The organism is Stutzerimonas stutzeri, from assembly GCF_002909485.1.
GTDB classification, from domain to species: domain Bacteria; phylum Pseudomonadota; class Gammaproteobacteria; order Pseudomonadales; family Pseudomonadaceae; genus Stutzerimonas; species Stutzerimonas stutzeri_AH.
Genome location: NZ_PPXG01000001.1, coordinates 586,692 through 602,410, shown reverse-complemented (window position 1 = coordinate 602,410; position 15,719 = coordinate 586,692). Strand labels below are relative to the sequence as shown.

Here is a 15,719-nt window from a genome sequence, read left to right as displayed (position 1 = left end):
CTATTGGCTGCTCAGCGCAAAGTTGGGCAGCGATTCCACCGGCTGGGTGAAGCGGAAGGGGATCGAGACCATGGCGTTGCCGTAGGACTTCTGCACCACGAAATGCAGGTGCGGGCCGGTACTGCGACCGGTATTGCCCGACTTGCCGAGCAGCGTGCCGACTTCGACCTTCTGCCCCGGACGCACCCGTACCGAGCCGCGACTCAGGTGCAGGTAGGCGCTGTGCGTGCCGTCATCGTGTTCAATTCGTACATAGTTGCCAGCCGGGTCGGGCAACCGCCCACCCTGGCCATCGCGGATCTTCACCACGGTACCCGCTCGGGCCGCCACGATAGGCGTGCCAGCTGGCATGGCAATGTCCACCGCATAGCGGCCGCTGGGCGAGTTGTGGCTGAAGTCACCGCCCGCCCCCTGGGATATCCGGAACGGCCCACCTTGCCAGGGCAGCGCATAGGCCGGCCCGGCTACCGAGCCGGGCCGGTTCGGTTCTGGCGAGAAGATCAGCGCGTAGCTGAACGAGTGCTTGAACATGATCGGCCCGCCAGACTGGCGCTTGCTGAGCGTTGCCACTCGGACTCGGCTGTTGGCAGGCACTGTTTTGCGGATAACCCCTTTACCGACCCCAGCGACGTTCACCATTCGTGTCAGGTGCAAGGTGACTTCCACGGGGACTTCAAGGGTGTTGCTGACGTCCATTGCTTTGCCACTGCCGGCGCGGTTGATCAACAGACGCACTGATCCTGGCTTGTCAGCGGCTTTCGCCTGGTTGCCAGAGGCGAAGGTAGACGTCAGAGGGGCAAGCCCGATCAGCAACAAAAGGGGATAGATGAGCGGTCGCAGATAGAGCATGACGTGTGATCCATCACGGAAAAGACAGGGCTGCCGGCGACGAGCAGAACGAATCCGTTGGTTGATTAAGGGGCCGCGCTGGTTTTGGGACTTGAGTCACGCGCCGAGGTTCACCGCCGCGTGTCTTTTTTTGCGAGAAGCCACCATCCCGCACCGCGGCATTGCACCGGGCGCGGGTGTTCGATCAGGTCATTCTTCCGACTTGATCAACTCAAGCAGTAGCAAGGATCGCCCGGTTACGGCGTATTCATCATTGAAGTCGAAACGCTCGGGCCGCGCGGTTGGGTGGTTGGTGTCGATCAAGCGGTTCCAGTAGATGCCTTGCGGCACTTCCGGCAGCGTGAAATTCACCAGGTCGTGGTGGGCATTGACGATCAGCAGCAAGGTAGCGTCGGACCCCGCGCGCTTGATTCCCGTTGGCTGAGCACGCCCGTCCAGCAGCATGCCCATGCAACGGTTGTGCGCGTCTTCCCACTGCTCGATGGACAGCTCCTCGGCATTTGGCGCCAGCCAGGTCACATCCTTTACACCCAGCTCTTCGTTGTAGGCGCCAACCAGGAAGCGGCTGCGGCGCAGCATCGGGTAGCGCTGCCGCAGACGGATGAGCTTGCGGGTGAAGCCCAGCAGGCCGTAGCTGTCCTCGCTGATGTCCCAGTTGACCCAGCCGATCGGGCCGTCCTGGCAATAGGCGTTGTTGTTGCCGTGCTGTGTGCGAGCAAACTCGTCGCCGGCGACGATCATCGGCGTGCCTTGTGAGAACAGTAGCGTGGCGAGGAAGTTTCGCATCTGCCGATAACGCAGATCGATAATCTCCGGGTCGTCGCTGGGGCCCTCGACGCCACAGTTCCATGACAGGTTGTTGTCACTGCCGTCGCGATTGCCCTCGTCGTTGTCCTTGTTGTGCTTCTCGTTATAGGACACCAGGTCCTTGAGGGTGAAGCCATCATGGGCGGTGATGAAGTTGATCGAGCTGAACGGCCGCCGTCCCCGCTGGTTGAACAGATCGCCAGAGCCAGTCAGGCGACTGGCGAAGTCGGCGAGCTGTCCGTCATCGCCTTTCCAGAAGGCGCGCGTGGTGTCACGGAACTGGTCGTTCCATTCCGCCCAGCCGGGCGGGAAGCCCCCGACCTGATAACCGCCGGGGCCACAGTCCCAGGGCTCGGAAATCAGCTTGGTCTTGGCCAGCACCGGGTCCTGGCGACAGGCGACGAGGAAGCCATGGCGCTCGTCAAAACCATCGTGCTCACGGCCGAGAATGGTCGCCAGATCGAAGCGGAAGCCATCCACATGCATCTCGGTGGCCCAGTAACGCAGCGAGTCGGTGACCATCTGCAGTACGCAGGGGTGGCTCATGTCCAGCGTGTTGCCGGTGCCCGAATCGTTGATGTAGTAGCGCTTGTCGTCCGGCATCAGGCGATAGTAGGAGGCGTTGTCGATGCCGCGCATCGACAGGGTCGGGCCACGCTCGTTGCCTTCGGCGGTGTGGTTGTAGACCACATCGAGAATGACCTCGAGGTCGGCGTTGTGCAGGTGCGCGACCATCTCCTTGAACTCGGTGATCTTGCCGCTGGCCAGATACTTGGGATGCGGCGCGAAGAACGCGATGCTGTTGTAACCCCAGTAGTTGGCCATGCCTTTCTCCAGCAAGTGCTGGTCCTGAACGAAGGCATGGATCGGCAGGAACTCGATCGACGAAACACCGAGCTTGCGGATGTAGTCGATCACTTCCGGGGTCTTGAATCCGGCAAACGTACCGCGTACGTCATTCGCAACGGCCGGATGCTCCATGGTGAACCCACGCACATGGGTCTCATAGATGATCGTCTGGTCCCATGGCACCTGCACCGGATGATCGCGACCCCAGGTGAATGCCGGGTCGATGATTTTGCACTTGGGCACGAATGGCGCGCTGTCGCGCTCATCGAAGCTGAGATCGCCATCAGGGTGGCCAATGGTGTAGCCGAACAGGGCTTCGGACCATTTCAGCTCGCCCACCAATTGCTTGGCGTAGGGATCGATCAGCAGTTTGTTGGGGTTGAAACGATGGCCATTTTCCGGATCGTACGGGCCATGTACGCGATACCCGTATATCTGGCCAGGATGCGCATCCGGCAGGTAACCGTGCCAGATCTCATCGGTGTACTCAGGCAGCTCGATACGCTCGAGCTCGATTTCCCCACTGGGGTCGAACAGGCACAGCTCCACCTTGGTGGCGTGGGCGGAGAAAATGGCGAAATTCACACCCAGACCGTCCCAGGTTGCCCCGAGAGGGAAGGGCGAGCCTTCACGAATCCTGGAGGGGGAAGTGACCTGTGGCGCTTGGGGCTTTTTCTTACTCATGAAATCTCCATGGGCGGATTCTGCAAGGCGTGCCGATACGAGTGTCGGCGCGGACGGTCATTCGACCGATCCAACGCCGACAAGATGCTTGCCGCCGGTCAGCTTTCTTTCTTCTTAGCACGCGGGGCGCGTGTCTTCTTGATGGCTTCGGGTGTACCTGCCTTGGCATCAGTGCCGGCCTTCGGTGCAGCACGGCTGGTGCGGGGCTTGGCGGCAGGTGCCTCTTTGGCCTCGGCTTTGGGTGTTGCGTCGGTGGGTTTGGTAGCAGCCTTGCGCGGACGGCTGGCGGGCTTGGCCGTCGCGGCACCATATTCGGCCTCGACCAGCTTGCGGGCCATCGCCCAATGGCGCTCTTCTTCGCCTTCCGGGCAACCCTCGGATTGCCAGATTTGGTAAGCGAACTCTCGGATACGTTGCTCTTCTGAACTCATTGTTGGGATTCTCCTGTTGCTTTGGTAAACGTATGCAGGACGGCCACCGACAGCCGATCCAGAACGTGCGCAGCCTCAAGGCTGGCTTGTTGGGATGTGACTGTCCCGCCGTCGAAAAGTCGCTCGAACTCACTACCGTCCAGCGCCTCGGGCAAGGCGATCCGTGTGTCGCCCCAGCGTTGTGCTGGCACCCTCGGTACGTCGCTATCGCCCAATAGCGCTGCTGCCAAGCGCGGTACCACCACGACCAGCCATTCGCCCTCCAGCTCGCGTGCGAAGGCGAGCAGGTGCTGCGCTTGTTCACCGCTTACGGCTAACGGCAGATAACGGCCCTCGCTGAATAGACGCGGGTGGCGGCGACGTAGCTGCAGTGTGCGGCTGATCAATGCCTGTTTGATGCGACCGTCGTGCCAGCTTTGCAGAAGCTGGTCAGCTGTGGCGGCGTCATCGAGGCTGGCCTGGCGGGCAGTGAAATCCACCGGGCGCCGGTTATCTGGATCGACCAGGCTGTAATCCCAGTACTCGGTGCCCTGATAGAGGTCGGGTACGCCGGGCGTGGTCATGCGCAGTAGACTTTGAACCAGGCCATTCAGCGCACCGGCGGGTGCCAAGTCGGCAGCTGCCGATGCAATTTCGTTCCGTAGTGGTGCGCCCTGACTACCAAGCAGCAGCGCTTCGACGTACCCACGGCATGCCCCTTCGTAATCGCTGTTGGGATCGCTCCAAGTGGTACGCAACTTGGCTTCACGGACGGCTTTTTCCTGCCATTGCTTGATACGAGCGCAGTACTGCTCCATCGCCGCCGTATCATCGGCGCGCAGATCGAGTGGCCAGCTGCCAAGCAGAATTTGAAAGAGCATCAGCTCATCGGCGGGAGAGGGCGCAGGTCCGTCGTCCAGCTGTTGCACGGCACTGCCTGCCAGGTCTCGCCAATGCCGGACCTTGGCGGCGAACCACTCGGCGCGCTCGCTGATTACAGCCAATCGCGCACGGGTGTCTTCACCCCGCTTATGGTCATGGGTAGCGGTGGTCAGCAGGTTGAGCGGGAAATGCTCGGCCCGCTGCGAGCACTCGTCGTGAAAGGCTTGCAGGGGTGCGCTGAAGTGCTGCGGATCGAAACCGACGTCATTGCGCGACAACAGCACGCCCGAGCGATAGCAGGCGGTGTCCTCCACGGCCTTGGCTGCAGCCGGCGAAGTCAGCTGTTGGAAGCGTGTGCAGGCATAACGACGCAGCTTGCGCAACGGCCCGCGCGGTAGTTTGCGCAGGCTTTCGCCGCCGAGCCACCGTTGCAGCTGATCGAGCAGCGGCCAATCCGCTTCGCCCAGCGTTGTGCGCGCGCCCTCCAGGGCCTGCTGGAAGAACGGCTCATCGGCCTCGCGACGACCTGGCGTAGCAATGTAGGTGCGATACACCGGGAAGTGGATAATCAGCTCCAACAATGCCCGGCGGATCGCGCCGAGGGTGATGTCGCGGGTCATCACATCGCCGCGCGCAACCTGAAGCAAGGCTTGGGCGACGGTTTCGAAGTCTCCGGCCAGTGGGCCGGTCAGTACCAGTTGGCGTGCTTGTCGGGCTTCTTCCAGGAAGTCGGTGGTGCGTCCGCTGGTTTCACTCCATAGTTCGCACAGCACTGCTTCACCAGCTGGATCGTGCTGCAGCAGCGACACCTGGTTCATGAACTCGTAACCGGTGGTGCCATCCACGCCCCAGTCATCGTGCAGGCGCTCACCACCGGCGAGGATCTTCTCGACATAGATCGGCACATGATCCTGCACGGCGTCCGCTGGGCGCCCGGCGTTCAGCCGGTCGACTCGCCGACGCAGGCGTCGGCAATAGCCGCGCGGATCAGCCAGGCCGTCGATATGGTCGATGCGCAGGCCGTCCACCAGCCCGTCGCCGATCAGCTCGAAGATCTTTGCGTGGGTTTCCTCGAACACCACCGGACGCTCGACGCGTAGGCCTCCTAACTCGTTGATGTCGAAGAAGCGCCGCCAGTTGATGTCATCGCCAGCGGTCCGCCAGCTGGCCAACCGGTAATGCTGTCGTTCGAGCAGGCTGTGCAGGCGACGGAAGCCATCTTCGGTCGTGGAGTCGTAACTGCTCAACGCCTGCTCCAGCGCTTGTCGGGTGCTGGCGTCTTCCAGCTGTTGGGCCAGCTCCGCGCGCAGCAGGCGAGCAGCCTGGTAGGGCGCCGGTTCCGTTTTCAGTGCGTCGAAATGCTGTGCCAGAGATCGCAGCTGCGGATGATCGGCCGTGCGCAACACCTCGCCGTAGCTCGGCGGGGTAATCGGGAAGCGATGCTCGTAGTGCTCGGCGTATAGCGAGCCGTTGTCGATATCCAGGCGCAGCTTGATGGTGCCTTGCTGCAATGCCTCGCCGTAGTCGCTACCGAGGAAAGGCACCAGTAACTGGCCTTCAAGCAGCGGGTCGGGTGAATTCCATTCGATATCGAAGAACTGTGCGTAGGGGCTGCGGCGGCCCCATTCGAGCACGTCGAGCCACCAGGCATTGCCGGCGCCGCCGACGGCCATGTGATTGGAGACGATATCGAGGATCAGCCCCATGCCTTTTGCGCGCAAAGCGTCGACGAGGCGCTGCAGCGCGGGTTCGCCACCCAGCTCCGGGTTGATGCGGGTGGGGTCGATCACGTCGTAGCCGTGCATCGAGCCGGGGCGTGCGGTCAGCAGCGGCGATGCATAAATGTGGCTGATGCCAAGTTCGGCGAAGTAGTCCACCAGCGCGGTGGCATCGTCGAGAGTGAAATCGCGGTGAAATTGCAGTCGCAGCGTTGCGGTAAGGGCTTTCATCGGTGCGAAGCTCCACGATGGTTACGGCGGGCTTGCGCAAATGACTCCAGGCGCCGGCGGCTAGCCGGGCTATCAAGCAGCGTTGCACTGTCGCCGGGGTAACGGCGACGCCAGTTGGGATGGGTTTCAACGATGCCGGGCATGTTGGTCTGCTCTTCCAGCCCGAGTGCATCCTCGACCGGCAGCAGCACCAGCGGCGCGGGGGTGTGGGCAAGGAAGCAGACAGCAGCATCGACTGCCTGCTCGGCGCTTAGGAGGTGTCCTGGGTTCTTGCCACTGTCTTCGCACAGGGCCTGGTTCAGTCCGGCACGTTCCTTCTCGCGTGCCTTCCATTGCTGCTCGCGATCCGATTCCTGCACCTGACCGACCTTGATGCGCCAGTCGATATCGTGGCCCTGCCACCAACCCGCGAGTGTGGGAATGTCATGCGTGGTGCTGGTTGCCAAGGCCTGAGCGGGGTACTGCGCCGCGCGCTGGAAATTTCCGTCATGGTGCTCGAACAACAGTACGCGCATGCCAAGAATGCCCCGCGCGGCAAGGACGTCACGAAAACCGGGGGGAATCGTGCCGAGGTCCTCACCAAGAATCACTGCCTGATGCCGCCAGGCTTCCAAACAGAGCAACCGCAACATGTCGTCGAACGGGAAATTGAGGTAGACGCCATGCTTCGGATTGGCTCCAGCAGGCATCACCCAGAGCCGCTTCAGACCCAGAACATGGTCGATACGCATACCGCCAGCGTGTGCAAGGTTGGCGCGTAGCATCTCGATGTAGGCGCGGAAACCATGCTGACGAAGGCCCCAAGGCGAGAATGCGGAAATACCCCAGTTCTGCCCGTCGCGGTTCATGACGTCCGGCGGTGCACCGACACTGAGCGAAGCGAGCAGCTCGGCTTGCCGACTCCAGGCTTGGCTACCGCCGCCATCGGCACCGACTGCCAGGTCCGAGATCAGGCCGATGCGCATCCCGGCGCTGCGCGCAGCGACCTGGGCGCGCTCCAAGCCGCGGGCCATCAGCCACTGGCCAAAGGCGTGGTAGCTAACCTCGTCGGCATGCTCACGGGCGAACGCTTCTACTGCTGGGCTTTCAGGAGTGCGGTAAGCCTCCGGCCAATCGTTCCAATGCTGCGTGTGGCCTTGCGCGTCACGAAGGTGCGTGTGCAGTGCTTCGAAGCGGCAGTGGTTTTCCAGCGCCTCACCGCCGCTTGCTCGAAAACTGTCGAAATCGGCCTGCAGTGCATTGCCACCCGTTTTGAAATCGTCGAACAGCTGCCGCAACAGCTGATGGCGCGACTGAGCCACTGCGGGCCAGTCGATCAGATCGAGTTGCTCCAGGCGCTGCAACTCCTCGCCGAGCCCGCAGGTTTCGATGGCCTGGCGCAGTGGCCGCTCACCCAGAATCGAGCCAGGTGCCGCATGCAGCACGTTGAAGAACAACCGGCTGGAAGGTGAGTACGGGCTGTACTGGTTGATATGCGCACCGAACATGGCATGCACCGGGCTGATGCCAAGCGCGTCGGCGCCATGGGTAGCCGCGTTGCGCACCAATGTCTCCAGGGCCTGGGTATCGCCAAGGCCGCCGTCGTTGGCCCGGCGCAGGCCATATAGCTGCACGGTCAGGCCCCAGGCGTCGGCACCGGCGATTTCTGCAACTGTCGGGCAGGAGCAGGGAGCGATGGCGATGGTCAGCTGATATTTGTCGATAGTCAGCTGGTAGTAGCCGGGCGTATCGACAGCCGGCAAATGCGCCTGCTCATCGAGCATGCCGTGCTGGACGTTGCCATCCTCCGACGTCAGCTGGAATCGACTCAGCGGAGGAAAATAGCCACCCAGGTCCAATGCCGCATGTTGGTCGCATGTCAGAAGCGGAGGGACACCGCCATGGTTGTTCTTGTGCGCAAGGATTTCCAGGCTGGCATCGATATCTTCGTCGGTTTCCGCGGCCAGCCCAAGGCAAGCTAGCACCTCGCGCAGCACAGCAGGTTCGACCCGTTGCTCGCGGTTATCGGCGTCGATCCAGTCGATGGACAGCCCGGCGGCTTCTGCCAGGCGGATTAGGGATTCGTCGCTCATGTGGCTTTCTCCAGATACAGCTTGGCCATACGAGGCGCCAACTGGTTATGCGTGTCGCCGACCGTCTCACGGCTTGCGAACAGCAGCTCGGCGGTGGCGGACGAGGCGGGAAGTGGTGCGGGTTGCCCACCAAGATTGAGCTCCAGCCGCAGCCGGCAGCCGTCGGCTAATCGCCAGTGAACGAGCACTGCCGCATCGGCCAGAACGCGTGCATCGAGGAATTGTGAGCCGGCCAGACGCGGCACGATCTCCGCATGGCGAATGCGTAGCAGCTGGCGATACAGCGCATGCCATTCGGCATGTTCCGGCTGGTGACGTGCTTCGAAGTCCGGCCGCGAATCCTCGAACGTGGACACTGCGTTCGGATCTGGAATCCGTTCGCGCGTGGCCTCGTCGGCGAATTCGGCAAACTCTGCGAATTCGTTTCGGCGGCCTTCACGCACCGCATCGGCGAGCTCGCCGTGATGGCTGGTGAAGAACAGGAAGGGCTGGCGCGAGCCCCATTCTTCGCCCATGAACAATAGTGGAACCATGGGCGATAGCAGCAATACCGCGGTTGCCGCGCGCAGTGCTTGCGGATCGGCAAGGCTGGCCAGGCGTTCGCCGAACGCTCGGTTGCCGGTCTGATCATGGTTTTGCAGGAACAGCACGAATGATGTCGGCGAGAGATGCCCGCTCGGTTCGCCCCGAGCTTCGCCGCGGCGGTTGTTCTGCCCCTGATAGATGAAGCCTTCGCCGAGAAAACGCGCCAGTTTGGCGGTTGCGTCCTGGTTGTAATCGGCGTAGTAGCCCTGGCTTTCATCGGTCAGCAGGGTGTGCAGCACGTTATGGCCGTCATCGTTCCACTGCGCAGTGAAACCCTGGGTGAGCAGAGTCGAGCGGTTATCCTCGTTCTCCAGTACCAGATGCGCATGACGCCCGGGCTCTACCGTTGCGTGCACACGCTCGGCAAGCTCAGTCAGGAAGCTGCGATCGGGGATGGCATGCACTGCATCGAAACGCAGGCCGTCGAAGCGGTAGTCCATCAGCCACATCAGCGTGTTGTCGATAAAGAAATCGCGCACTTCGCGGCGGCGGAAGTCTATGCCGTCGCCCCACGGCGTTTGCTGGTCGTGGCGGAAAAAGTGTTTGGCATAGCGGCCGAGATAATTGCCGTCCGGGCCGAAGTGGTTGTAGACCACGTCGAGGAAGACCATAAGGCCCAGCCCGTGTGCAGTATCGATGAGATGCTTGAGCTCTTCGGGGCTGCCATAGGCCGCCTCTGGCGCATAAGGCAGTACACCGTCGTAACCCCAGTTGCGGTCGCCGGGAAACTCGGCGATGGGCATCAGTTCGATTGCGGTGACGCCTAGATCGGCAAGATCAGCCAGATGCTGTTCCATTGCTGCGAAGCCGCCATAAAGGCCGACGTGCATTTCGTACAGCACGGTCTCGTGCCATGGACGACCTTGCCACTGGGTGTTGCGCCACAGGTAATTGTTGTGAGTGTCGACTACCAGGCTCGGTGCATGAATGTCGCCGGCCTGCGCGCGCGAGGCCGGGTCAGGGACATGCAGGTCGTCGTCGATAAGGAACCGATACAACGTACCGGCGCCATACGGGGCGTCGATGCTGTACCAGCCTTCTTCTGTTGCGGTCATCGGCAGCGTTTGTGCGCCTACAACGATCAGACTGACGTTTTGCGCATCGGGCGCCCAGAGTCGGAAGCGGGTAGTTCCGTCATCCAGCAACTCCGGACCGTGATGCCCTATATGGGCACGCTGCTTCTGCATTGAACAACCTCTTCAGATTAAATGACGAACCTCGCGGCGCTCACCGAGCAACTGCCGGTAGAGCACGTCGTAAGGTTCGATGGCATGGCGCCAGAAAAAGCCTGTCGCCATTGCCCGGCAGCGCATGGCGCCGAGCAGCTGCGGATGCTGATGAATCGCCAGCGCCCGCTGAACCGCTTGGTGGTAGCTGGCGGTATTGGGTTCGTTGAACAGGAAGCCGGTGACGCCGTCCTCGATGGAATCGGCCAACCCGCCTGTGCGGCGTGCAATTGGCAAAGAGGCGTAACGCTGGGCATACATCTGGCTCAGGCCGCACGGCTCGTAGCGCGACGGCATTAGCAGGAAGTCGCTGCCGGCGAACAGCCGACGCGCATCGGTTTCGTTGAATCCGATATGGGCCGCGACACGTCCAGGGTACTGGGCAGCCAGTTGACGAACCTGGTTCTCGATGTAGTGATCGCCTTGACCCAGAATCGCCAGCTGACCGCCGCCTGCGACGATGGCGTGGGCCACATCGAGCGTCAGATCCACGCCTTTTTGATGAACCAGGCGCGAAACCACGGCGAACAGGGGCGCCCCGCACTGTTCGAGGCCGAAGGATTCACGGATATAAGCGGCGTTCGCCTCCTTGCCAGTCCAGCGGCGCGCGCTGAAACCGCTTACCAGATAGGGGTCGGTTTCCGGTTCCCAGCTCTCGTCGATGCCATTGAGTAATCCACTGAGTAGCCCCTGGCGGGCTTTCATGCTGAGGAACCCCTCCATGCCACAGCCGAATTCCGGCGTGGTGATTTCCTCTGCGTAGGTAGCGCTTACGGTGGTCACTCGGTTGGCATAGGCGATACCGGCCTTGAGCAGCGAAAGCTTGCCGTAGAACTCCATGCGTTCGGGGTCGCATGCGTCCGCTGGTATGCCCAGCTGGCGCCGCTGCGACATATCGATGTTGCCCTGATAGGCCAGGTTGTGAATGGTGAAAACGCTCGGCGTATTCAGCCCACGCCAGCGCATATATGCAGGAGTCAACCCGGCTGGCCAGTCGTGAGCATGAACCAGCTCTGGTGCCCAACTGATGCAGGCGGTGCCTGCGGCAATCTCCGCCGCAGCAAGGCCCAGACGGGCGAAGCGAATCGGATTGTCCGGCCAGTCATTGCCGTGGTTATCGCCGTAGGGCGAGCCGTCGCGCTCATAAAGCTCAGGGCAGATCAGCACGTAGATGATCAGGCCGTCAGGCATGTCCATCCGCCCAATGCGGCAACCGGGTATCTCGGCATAGCCGTTGAGCGAACCGACCGTGCGAATGGCGTGCCCACTGTTTATCACTTGCGAATAACCCGGGATCAGCACGCGTACGTCATGCCGTGCGCCAAGTGCGCGGGGCAGGGCTGCAGATACATCGGCGAGACCGCCGGTCTTGACCAGATCGGTCAGCTCGGAAGTGACAAAAAGGATTTTGCGTTTGTCATCGTGGCTACTGCGAATCTGCAGGGCAGGGCGGGTAACCGGGGGTGCAACAAGTTGGGCCTTCGGTATTCCGATAGGCCGGGCGTTCACAGCGGCAATACTCATCTCGATCTCCCCAGAGCCCCGGCGTTCCAGGTGCCGGCGCCACTTACGAGCATATTTCTCCTATGCAACGATCTGATGACCGCCGCATACCATGAACACGACCAGGCTGAACTTAAGTTCTTATTTGAACTGCCACGAGGGCATGTAGGGCTGCACTGGCCCTACCAAAAACCAGACCCAGCGTCGCGGTAGAAGTTCTTAAAATCCGATCAACAGCCGCCCTGGAACTCGTACCTAGCCAACTTGTTCGGAATATAGAGCCGTTAGGCGATGACCCTCGAAATTGGCGGAGCAAGAACCATGCAAGAGATTGAGAACATCGTTGCGTTTCTCCAGCGCGAAGCGCTTGTACTGGCCACCGCCGAATCCTGTACCTGTGGGCTGATGGCATCCCTGCTAGGTGACATTCCTGGGTGCGGAAAGGTGCTCGAATGCGGTTTCGTGGTGTATTCGCCGGAGGCCAAGAACCGCTTGCTAGAGGTGAATTTCGACACCATCGAGGAGTTCGGCCTTACCAGCGAGGAGGTGGCCCGCGAGATGGCCGTAGGCGCCCTTCGTGCCGCCAGCAGCGCCAACATGGCGATCGCCAATACCGGTGTTGCGGACGATGACCAGGAGGACGAAGGAGGTACTCAGTGCTATGCGTATGCACTGAAGCGGGGCGAACGGGTGTTGGTGATGAGCGAAACGGTGCAGTTCGAGGGTGGCCGTGTGGAAATACGCAAGCAGGCCGCATGGCACGGGTTGATCCGATTGCCGGAGATGTACGTAGGGCTGCTGAAGAAGCTGCACGGTACTGCTAGCGCCTAGGTTTTACACAGGTGGTTGGCGCTCGGGCTCGACGTGCTCCGGCGGTGACATATCGACACGCTGTTTGTGCCCGACGCTTAGGTCTGCCCGAACCTGCGGCAGCGAGTGCGGGTATTGGCGCTGGATGAAGCCGAGCAGGTTCTCGCGAATGTGGCAGCGTAGATCCCAGTTGCGAGACGAATCCGGTGAGCTAACCAAAGCACGCAGCTGGATTGATTTCTCGCTGGTATCGGTCACCTGCAGCACGCAGACCCTGCCGTCCCACAGCTCCGGGACTTCCTTGCAAAGGCGCCGCAACTCTTCGCGTAGCGGCTCGAGCGGCAGCGAATAATCGGCCCAGAGAAATACCGTGCCGATCAGGCTGGAGCCACGGCGCGTCCAGTTTTGAAAGGGCTTTTCGATGAAGTACTGCAGCGGCACGACCAGCCGGCGGTCGTCCCAAATGCGGACGACTACATAGGTCCCGGTTATTTCCTCAATACGGCCCCATTCGCTCTCGACGATGACTACGTCATCGAGTCGGATCGGTTGGGTCATCGCGATCTGCAGTCCGGCAATTAGATTGGCCAGTACCGGCCTTGCCGCAAAGCCCACTGCCAGGCCTGCAAGACCCGCAGAGGCCAGCAGACTCGCGCCGAATTGGCGGGCACCGGGGAACGTCATCAGCATTGCCGCCGCGCCGATCAGCAGGACGAAGAACGTCAAGGTTCGCAGCAGGACGCGTGACTGCGTCTGGATCTGCCTAGCGCGCAGGTTGTCGACCACATTCACCGGGTTTCTAAGCTCGATGAACTGCTGCAGACCGCGCAACAGGCGCATCACTAGCCATGTCAGCGCGGCGATGATCAGCAGGGTCGTTATCTGCCGTGCTGCGTTGATCAGCAGTAAATCATTCGGAGCGGACGTCCAGACGCCTTGCAGCCCAACCAATGGCAGCAACACCCGAATGGGTTTCTCCAGGTGCTCAGACAGCTCGCGTGTGAACAGGAAAAGCCGCGCTAGGCGCAGCATGAGCGCCGTTAGCAGGCGCCCAAATAGGCTCAGTACCAGGACAACGACCAATGCGGCGATCAGCGTGCGCAGTGCTGGTTGGCTGATGTACTGATCCCATTGCAGAAGGAGGGCAGGAAGTTCGATAGCAAGGGCTCCGGTTCGCCGTTCGTCAGGGCCAGTGACCGACGACGCATGACAAAAGTTCAGGGCGTTTCCTGGCTCGGCACGCCGGACGGGTGGGCGGAACTCTTGTCGGCCAGGTCTTTCACAAAATACGAGCAGGCCGAAAAGGCGGCCCAACTTCCAGACCTAGAGGAGTAGAACCATGCAGAGTGCACAGACCGGCAACGATGTACGCGTTGAGCGCCTTGTCGAATGGCTTCGCGATGCCCATGCGATGGAAGCCCAGGCGGAAACGATGTTGAACAAGCAGGCAAGTCGTATCGAACACTACCCAGAACTCAAGGCGCGGATCGAACAGCACATAACTGAAACTCAGAACCAGGCGAAGCTGATCGAAGGATGCCTGCAGCGTTATGACAAGTCCTACTCGGGCCTCAAGGACCTGGGAGGCAAGATGATGGCGATGGGGCAGGCAATGGGCGGCATGATGGTAAATGACGAAATCGTCAAAGGCGCACAGATGGGTAACGTATTCGAGAACCTGGAGATTGCTTCCTACACCATCCTTATTGCCGCGGCCGAAGCGGTGGGTGACATGCAAACCAAGGAAGTCTGCGAACGGATTCTCTTGGAGGAGATCGCAATGGCTGATTGGCTGCGCGACCACCTGCCGGAGCTGACGCAGGCCTACCTGACCCGCGCACTAGAGCCGAACGTAGAAGCCAAGCGTTAAGCGCGAACTGCCCGGCTGATAAGAAGCCGGGCATTCCTTAACCATATTCTCGGCGCAATCAAAATCCGATGCACTGCTGGAATTGACCAATGAAACCAAGACCACTCGTCAAAACCCTGACCTTCGCTGTTCTGCATTTCGCTACAGCGTTCATCGTTGTCTACGCCCTGACTGGCAGCGTGGTACTGGGCGGTGCGGTAGCCCTTATAGAGCCGTTGTGTAATACGGTGGTTTTTTATTTTCATGAACGCGCATGGCAGCGTTTCGGTAGACAGAAGCCTGTAACGTCCCACAGCTACGGTCACGATGTATTTTTGAAATACATAGGCCGCGGCCAGGCGTCCAGCGGTCGAGTCGTTCGCACGCCACGATAAGTGTCCTCATTTACCCGGTTCGGGCGAATCGGCTTCAGGCAATGTACTGCGGGTCGCGAACATTTCAATACGCAGCTCTTGTGCCAAGCGCACCAGATTGGCGGCATCGCGACATTGATCGTAGGAAATACCTAGAACAGTGAGCTCTTCGTCCGGTGGCTCGTGGAACAGGCGCACGCTAAGCGAGCTGTCCGCATCACGGCACTCACACTGAAACGGGCGCAGATAGGTGTGCAGAATGGCTTCGATTTTGAACAGTGGAAGACGCGTATTCATAAATCCTCCCTAATGTAAGGAAGGTGACTAGAGCGCAGAACAAACCTCCACTGCGCACCCTGTTTTCCCGACGTCATTCAACCGTAGCAGTGCTGATCCGGATGTAAATGCGTCGATATGTCCATCCGGCAGATTAAGTCTTGCAAGCCCTCTACGCTGCTGGATTCAGCAATCACCGCTTGTCGGAAGGTGTCGGACAGCTGGATTCCTCTTCGCTGAACTTCATACCAGCAGGGGATGACCAAATTAAGTACGTCCTCTCGCGGAGACCCGATATGAAAAGACTGATGCTCACGTCAATCCTGAGCGCTCTGATTGCGCTCCCGGTCATGGCCCAGTTCCCCGCCGGTACCCCACGTGATGATACGGGGTCGCGGCCCAGCACCATGGGCAATCCCACTCCACAGGAAGAAGTGGAAACTAGAAAGGACCATGAAGGGCGGACGGTTATCGAAGACGGCCGGCCAGTAGCGCCACCCATGGGTGAAGACGAGAAGTCCACCGATCCCACACGCCATTCGGCACCAGGCGGTCCTAATGACACCTCCACCGATGCCGGCAAGCTGGAGTAAC

Annotated in this window: 13 protein-coding genes; 4 read left to right on the top strand and 9 right to left on the bottom strand. The window is 60.7% G+C overall.

Annotated elements, in window-relative coordinates:
* The 7 genes from CXK91_RS02630 to glgA all read right to left on the bottom strand — a co-directional run bounded on the left by CXK91_RS02630 (position 1) and on the right by glgA (position 11,837).
* Positions 1-849, bottom strand: coding sequence for a M23 family metallopeptidase (locus CXK91_RS02630; protein ID WP_103454828.1), 849 nt, complete (start codon positions 847-849; stop codon positions 1-3).
* Positions 850-1,038: 189 nt separating this feature from the next.
* Positions 1,039-3,189, bottom strand: a complete 2,151-nt coding sequence (gene glgX / locus CXK91_RS02625) for a glycogen debranching protein GlgX (protein ID WP_103454827.1) — start codon at positions 3,187-3,189, stop codon at positions 1,039-1,041.
* 98 nt (positions 3,190-3,287) lie between these two features.
* A complete protein-coding gene (locus CXK91_RS02620) occupies positions 3,288-3,620 on the bottom strand; it encodes a DUF2934 domain-containing protein (protein ID WP_103454826.1) in 333 nt (110 codons plus the stop codon).
* The gene (locus tag CXK91_RS02615) at positions 3,617-6,430 is read right to left on the bottom strand and encodes a malto-oligosyltrehalose synthase (RefSeq protein WP_103454825.1); all 2,814 of its coding nucleotides are present in this window, start codon (positions 6,428-6,430) and stop codon (positions 3,617-3,619) included. The genes CXK91_RS02620 and CXK91_RS02615 overlap by 4 nt, the downstream gene beginning before the upstream one ends.
* Positions 6,427-8,502, bottom strand: coding sequence for a 4-alpha-glucanotransferase (gene malQ, locus CXK91_RS02610; RefSeq protein WP_103454824.1), 2,076 nt, complete (start codon positions 8,500-8,502; stop codon positions 6,427-6,429). Before malQ ends, CXK91_RS02615 begins: the two co-directional genes overlap by 4 nt.
* Positions 8,499-10,274 (bottom strand): malto-oligosyltrehalose trehalohydrolase, encoded by a 1,776-nt coding sequence (treZ, locus tag CXK91_RS02605; RefSeq protein WP_103454823.1) that lies wholly within the window; start codon positions 10,272-10,274, stop codon positions 8,499-8,501. Before treZ ends, malQ begins: the two co-directional genes overlap by 4 nt.
* Positions 10,275-10,286: 12 nt before the next feature.
* Entirely contained in the window at positions 10,287-11,837 is a 1,551-nt protein-coding gene (glgA, locus tag CXK91_RS02600; protein WP_103454822.1) for a glycogen synthase GlgA, read from the bottom strand.
* Between the two features lie 300 nt (positions 11,838-12,137).
* On the opposite strand from glgA, the gene CXK91_RS02595 reads away from it, so the two are divergent.
* A complete protein-coding gene (locus CXK91_RS02595) occupies positions 12,138-12,647 on the top strand; it encodes a CinA family protein (protein WP_103454821.1) in 510 nt (169 codons plus the stop codon).
* A 3-nt stretch (positions 12,648-12,650) separates the two neighbouring features.
* On the opposite strand, the gene CXK91_RS02590 is transcribed toward CXK91_RS02595, so the two are convergent.
* Entirely contained in the window at positions 12,651-13,763 is a 1,113-nt protein-coding gene (locus CXK91_RS02590; protein WP_103455005.1) for a mechanosensitive ion channel family protein, read from the bottom strand.
* 202 nt (positions 13,764-13,965) lie between these two features.
* Between CXK91_RS02590 and CXK91_RS02585 the strand changes: the two genes are divergently transcribed.
* Both CXK91_RS02585 and CXK91_RS02580 read left to right on the top strand, forming a co-directional pair.
* Entirely contained in the window at positions 13,966-14,496 is a 531-nt protein-coding gene (locus CXK91_RS02585; RefSeq protein ID WP_103454820.1) for a ferritin-like domain-containing protein, read from the top strand.
* Positions 14,497-14,585: 89 nt separating this feature from the next.
* Positions 14,586-14,870, top strand: a complete 285-nt coding sequence (locus tag CXK91_RS02580; RefSeq protein ID WP_103454819.1) for a DUF2061 domain-containing protein — start codon at positions 14,586-14,588, stop codon at positions 14,868-14,870.
* A gap of 6 nt (positions 14,871-14,876) precedes the next feature.
* Here CXK91_RS02580 and CXK91_RS02575 read toward each other — a convergent pair whose 3' ends face one another.
* The gene (locus CXK91_RS02575; protein ID WP_103454818.1) at positions 14,877-15,146 is read right to left on the bottom strand and encodes a DUF1652 domain-containing protein; all 270 of its coding nucleotides are present in this window, start codon (positions 15,144-15,146) and stop codon (positions 14,877-14,879) included.
* Positions 15,147-15,421: 275 nt separating this feature from the next.
* Here CXK91_RS02575 and CXK91_RS02570 point away from each other — a divergent pair, with 275 nt between their 5' ends.
* Positions 15,422-15,718, top strand: a complete 297-nt coding sequence (locus CXK91_RS02570) for a hypothetical protein (protein WP_103454817.1) — start codon at positions 15,422-15,424, stop codon at positions 15,716-15,718.
* Position 15,719: the final 1 nt, after the last annotated feature.

Bases quoted from the DNA above. Each gene is read 5' to 3' on its own strand.
- glgX (WP_103454827.1), bottom strand. From the start codon at position 3,189: ATGAGTAAGAAAAAGCCCCAAGCGCCACAGGTCACTTCCCCCTCCAGG.
- glgA (WP_103454822.1), bottom strand. From the start codon at position 11,837: ATGAGTATTGCCGCTGTGAACGCCCGGCCTATCGGAATACCGAAGGCC.
- CXK91_RS02570 (WP_103454817.1), top strand. From the start codon at position 15,422: ATGAAAAGACTGATGCTCACGTCAATCCTGAGCGCTCTGATTGCGCTC.
- malQ (WP_103454824.1), bottom strand. From the start codon at position 8,502: ATGAGCGACGAATCCCTAATCCGCCTGGCAGAAGCCGCCGGGCTGTCC.
- treZ (WP_103454823.1), bottom strand. From the start codon at position 10,274: ATGCAGAAGCAGCGTGCCCATATAGGGCATCACGGTCCGGAGTTGCTG.
- CXK91_RS02580 (WP_103454819.1), top strand. From the start codon at position 14,586: ATGAAACCAAGACCACTCGTCAAAACCCTGACCTTCGCTGTTCTGCAT.
- CXK91_RS02630 (WP_103454828.1), bottom strand. From the start codon at position 849: ATGCTCTATCTGCGACCGCTCATCTATCCCCTTTTGTTGCTGATCGGG.
- CXK91_RS02620 (WP_103454826.1), bottom strand. From the start codon at position 3,620: ATGAGTTCAGAAGAGCAACGTATCCGAGAGTTCGCTTACCAAATCTGG.
- CXK91_RS02615 (WP_103454825.1), bottom strand. From the start codon at position 6,430: ATGAAAGCCCTTACCGCAACGCTGCGACTGCAATTTCACCGCGATTTC.
- CXK91_RS02585 (WP_103454820.1), top strand. From the start codon at position 13,966: ATGCAGAGTGCACAGACCGGCAACGATGTACGCGTTGAGCGCCTTGTC.
- CXK91_RS02595 (WP_103454821.1), top strand. From the start codon at position 12,138: ATGCAAGAGATTGAGAACATCGTTGCGTTTCTCCAGCGCGAAGCGCTT.
- CXK91_RS02575 (WP_103454818.1), bottom strand. From the start codon at position 15,146: ATGAATACGCGTCTTCCACTGTTCAAAATCGAAGCCATTCTGCACACC.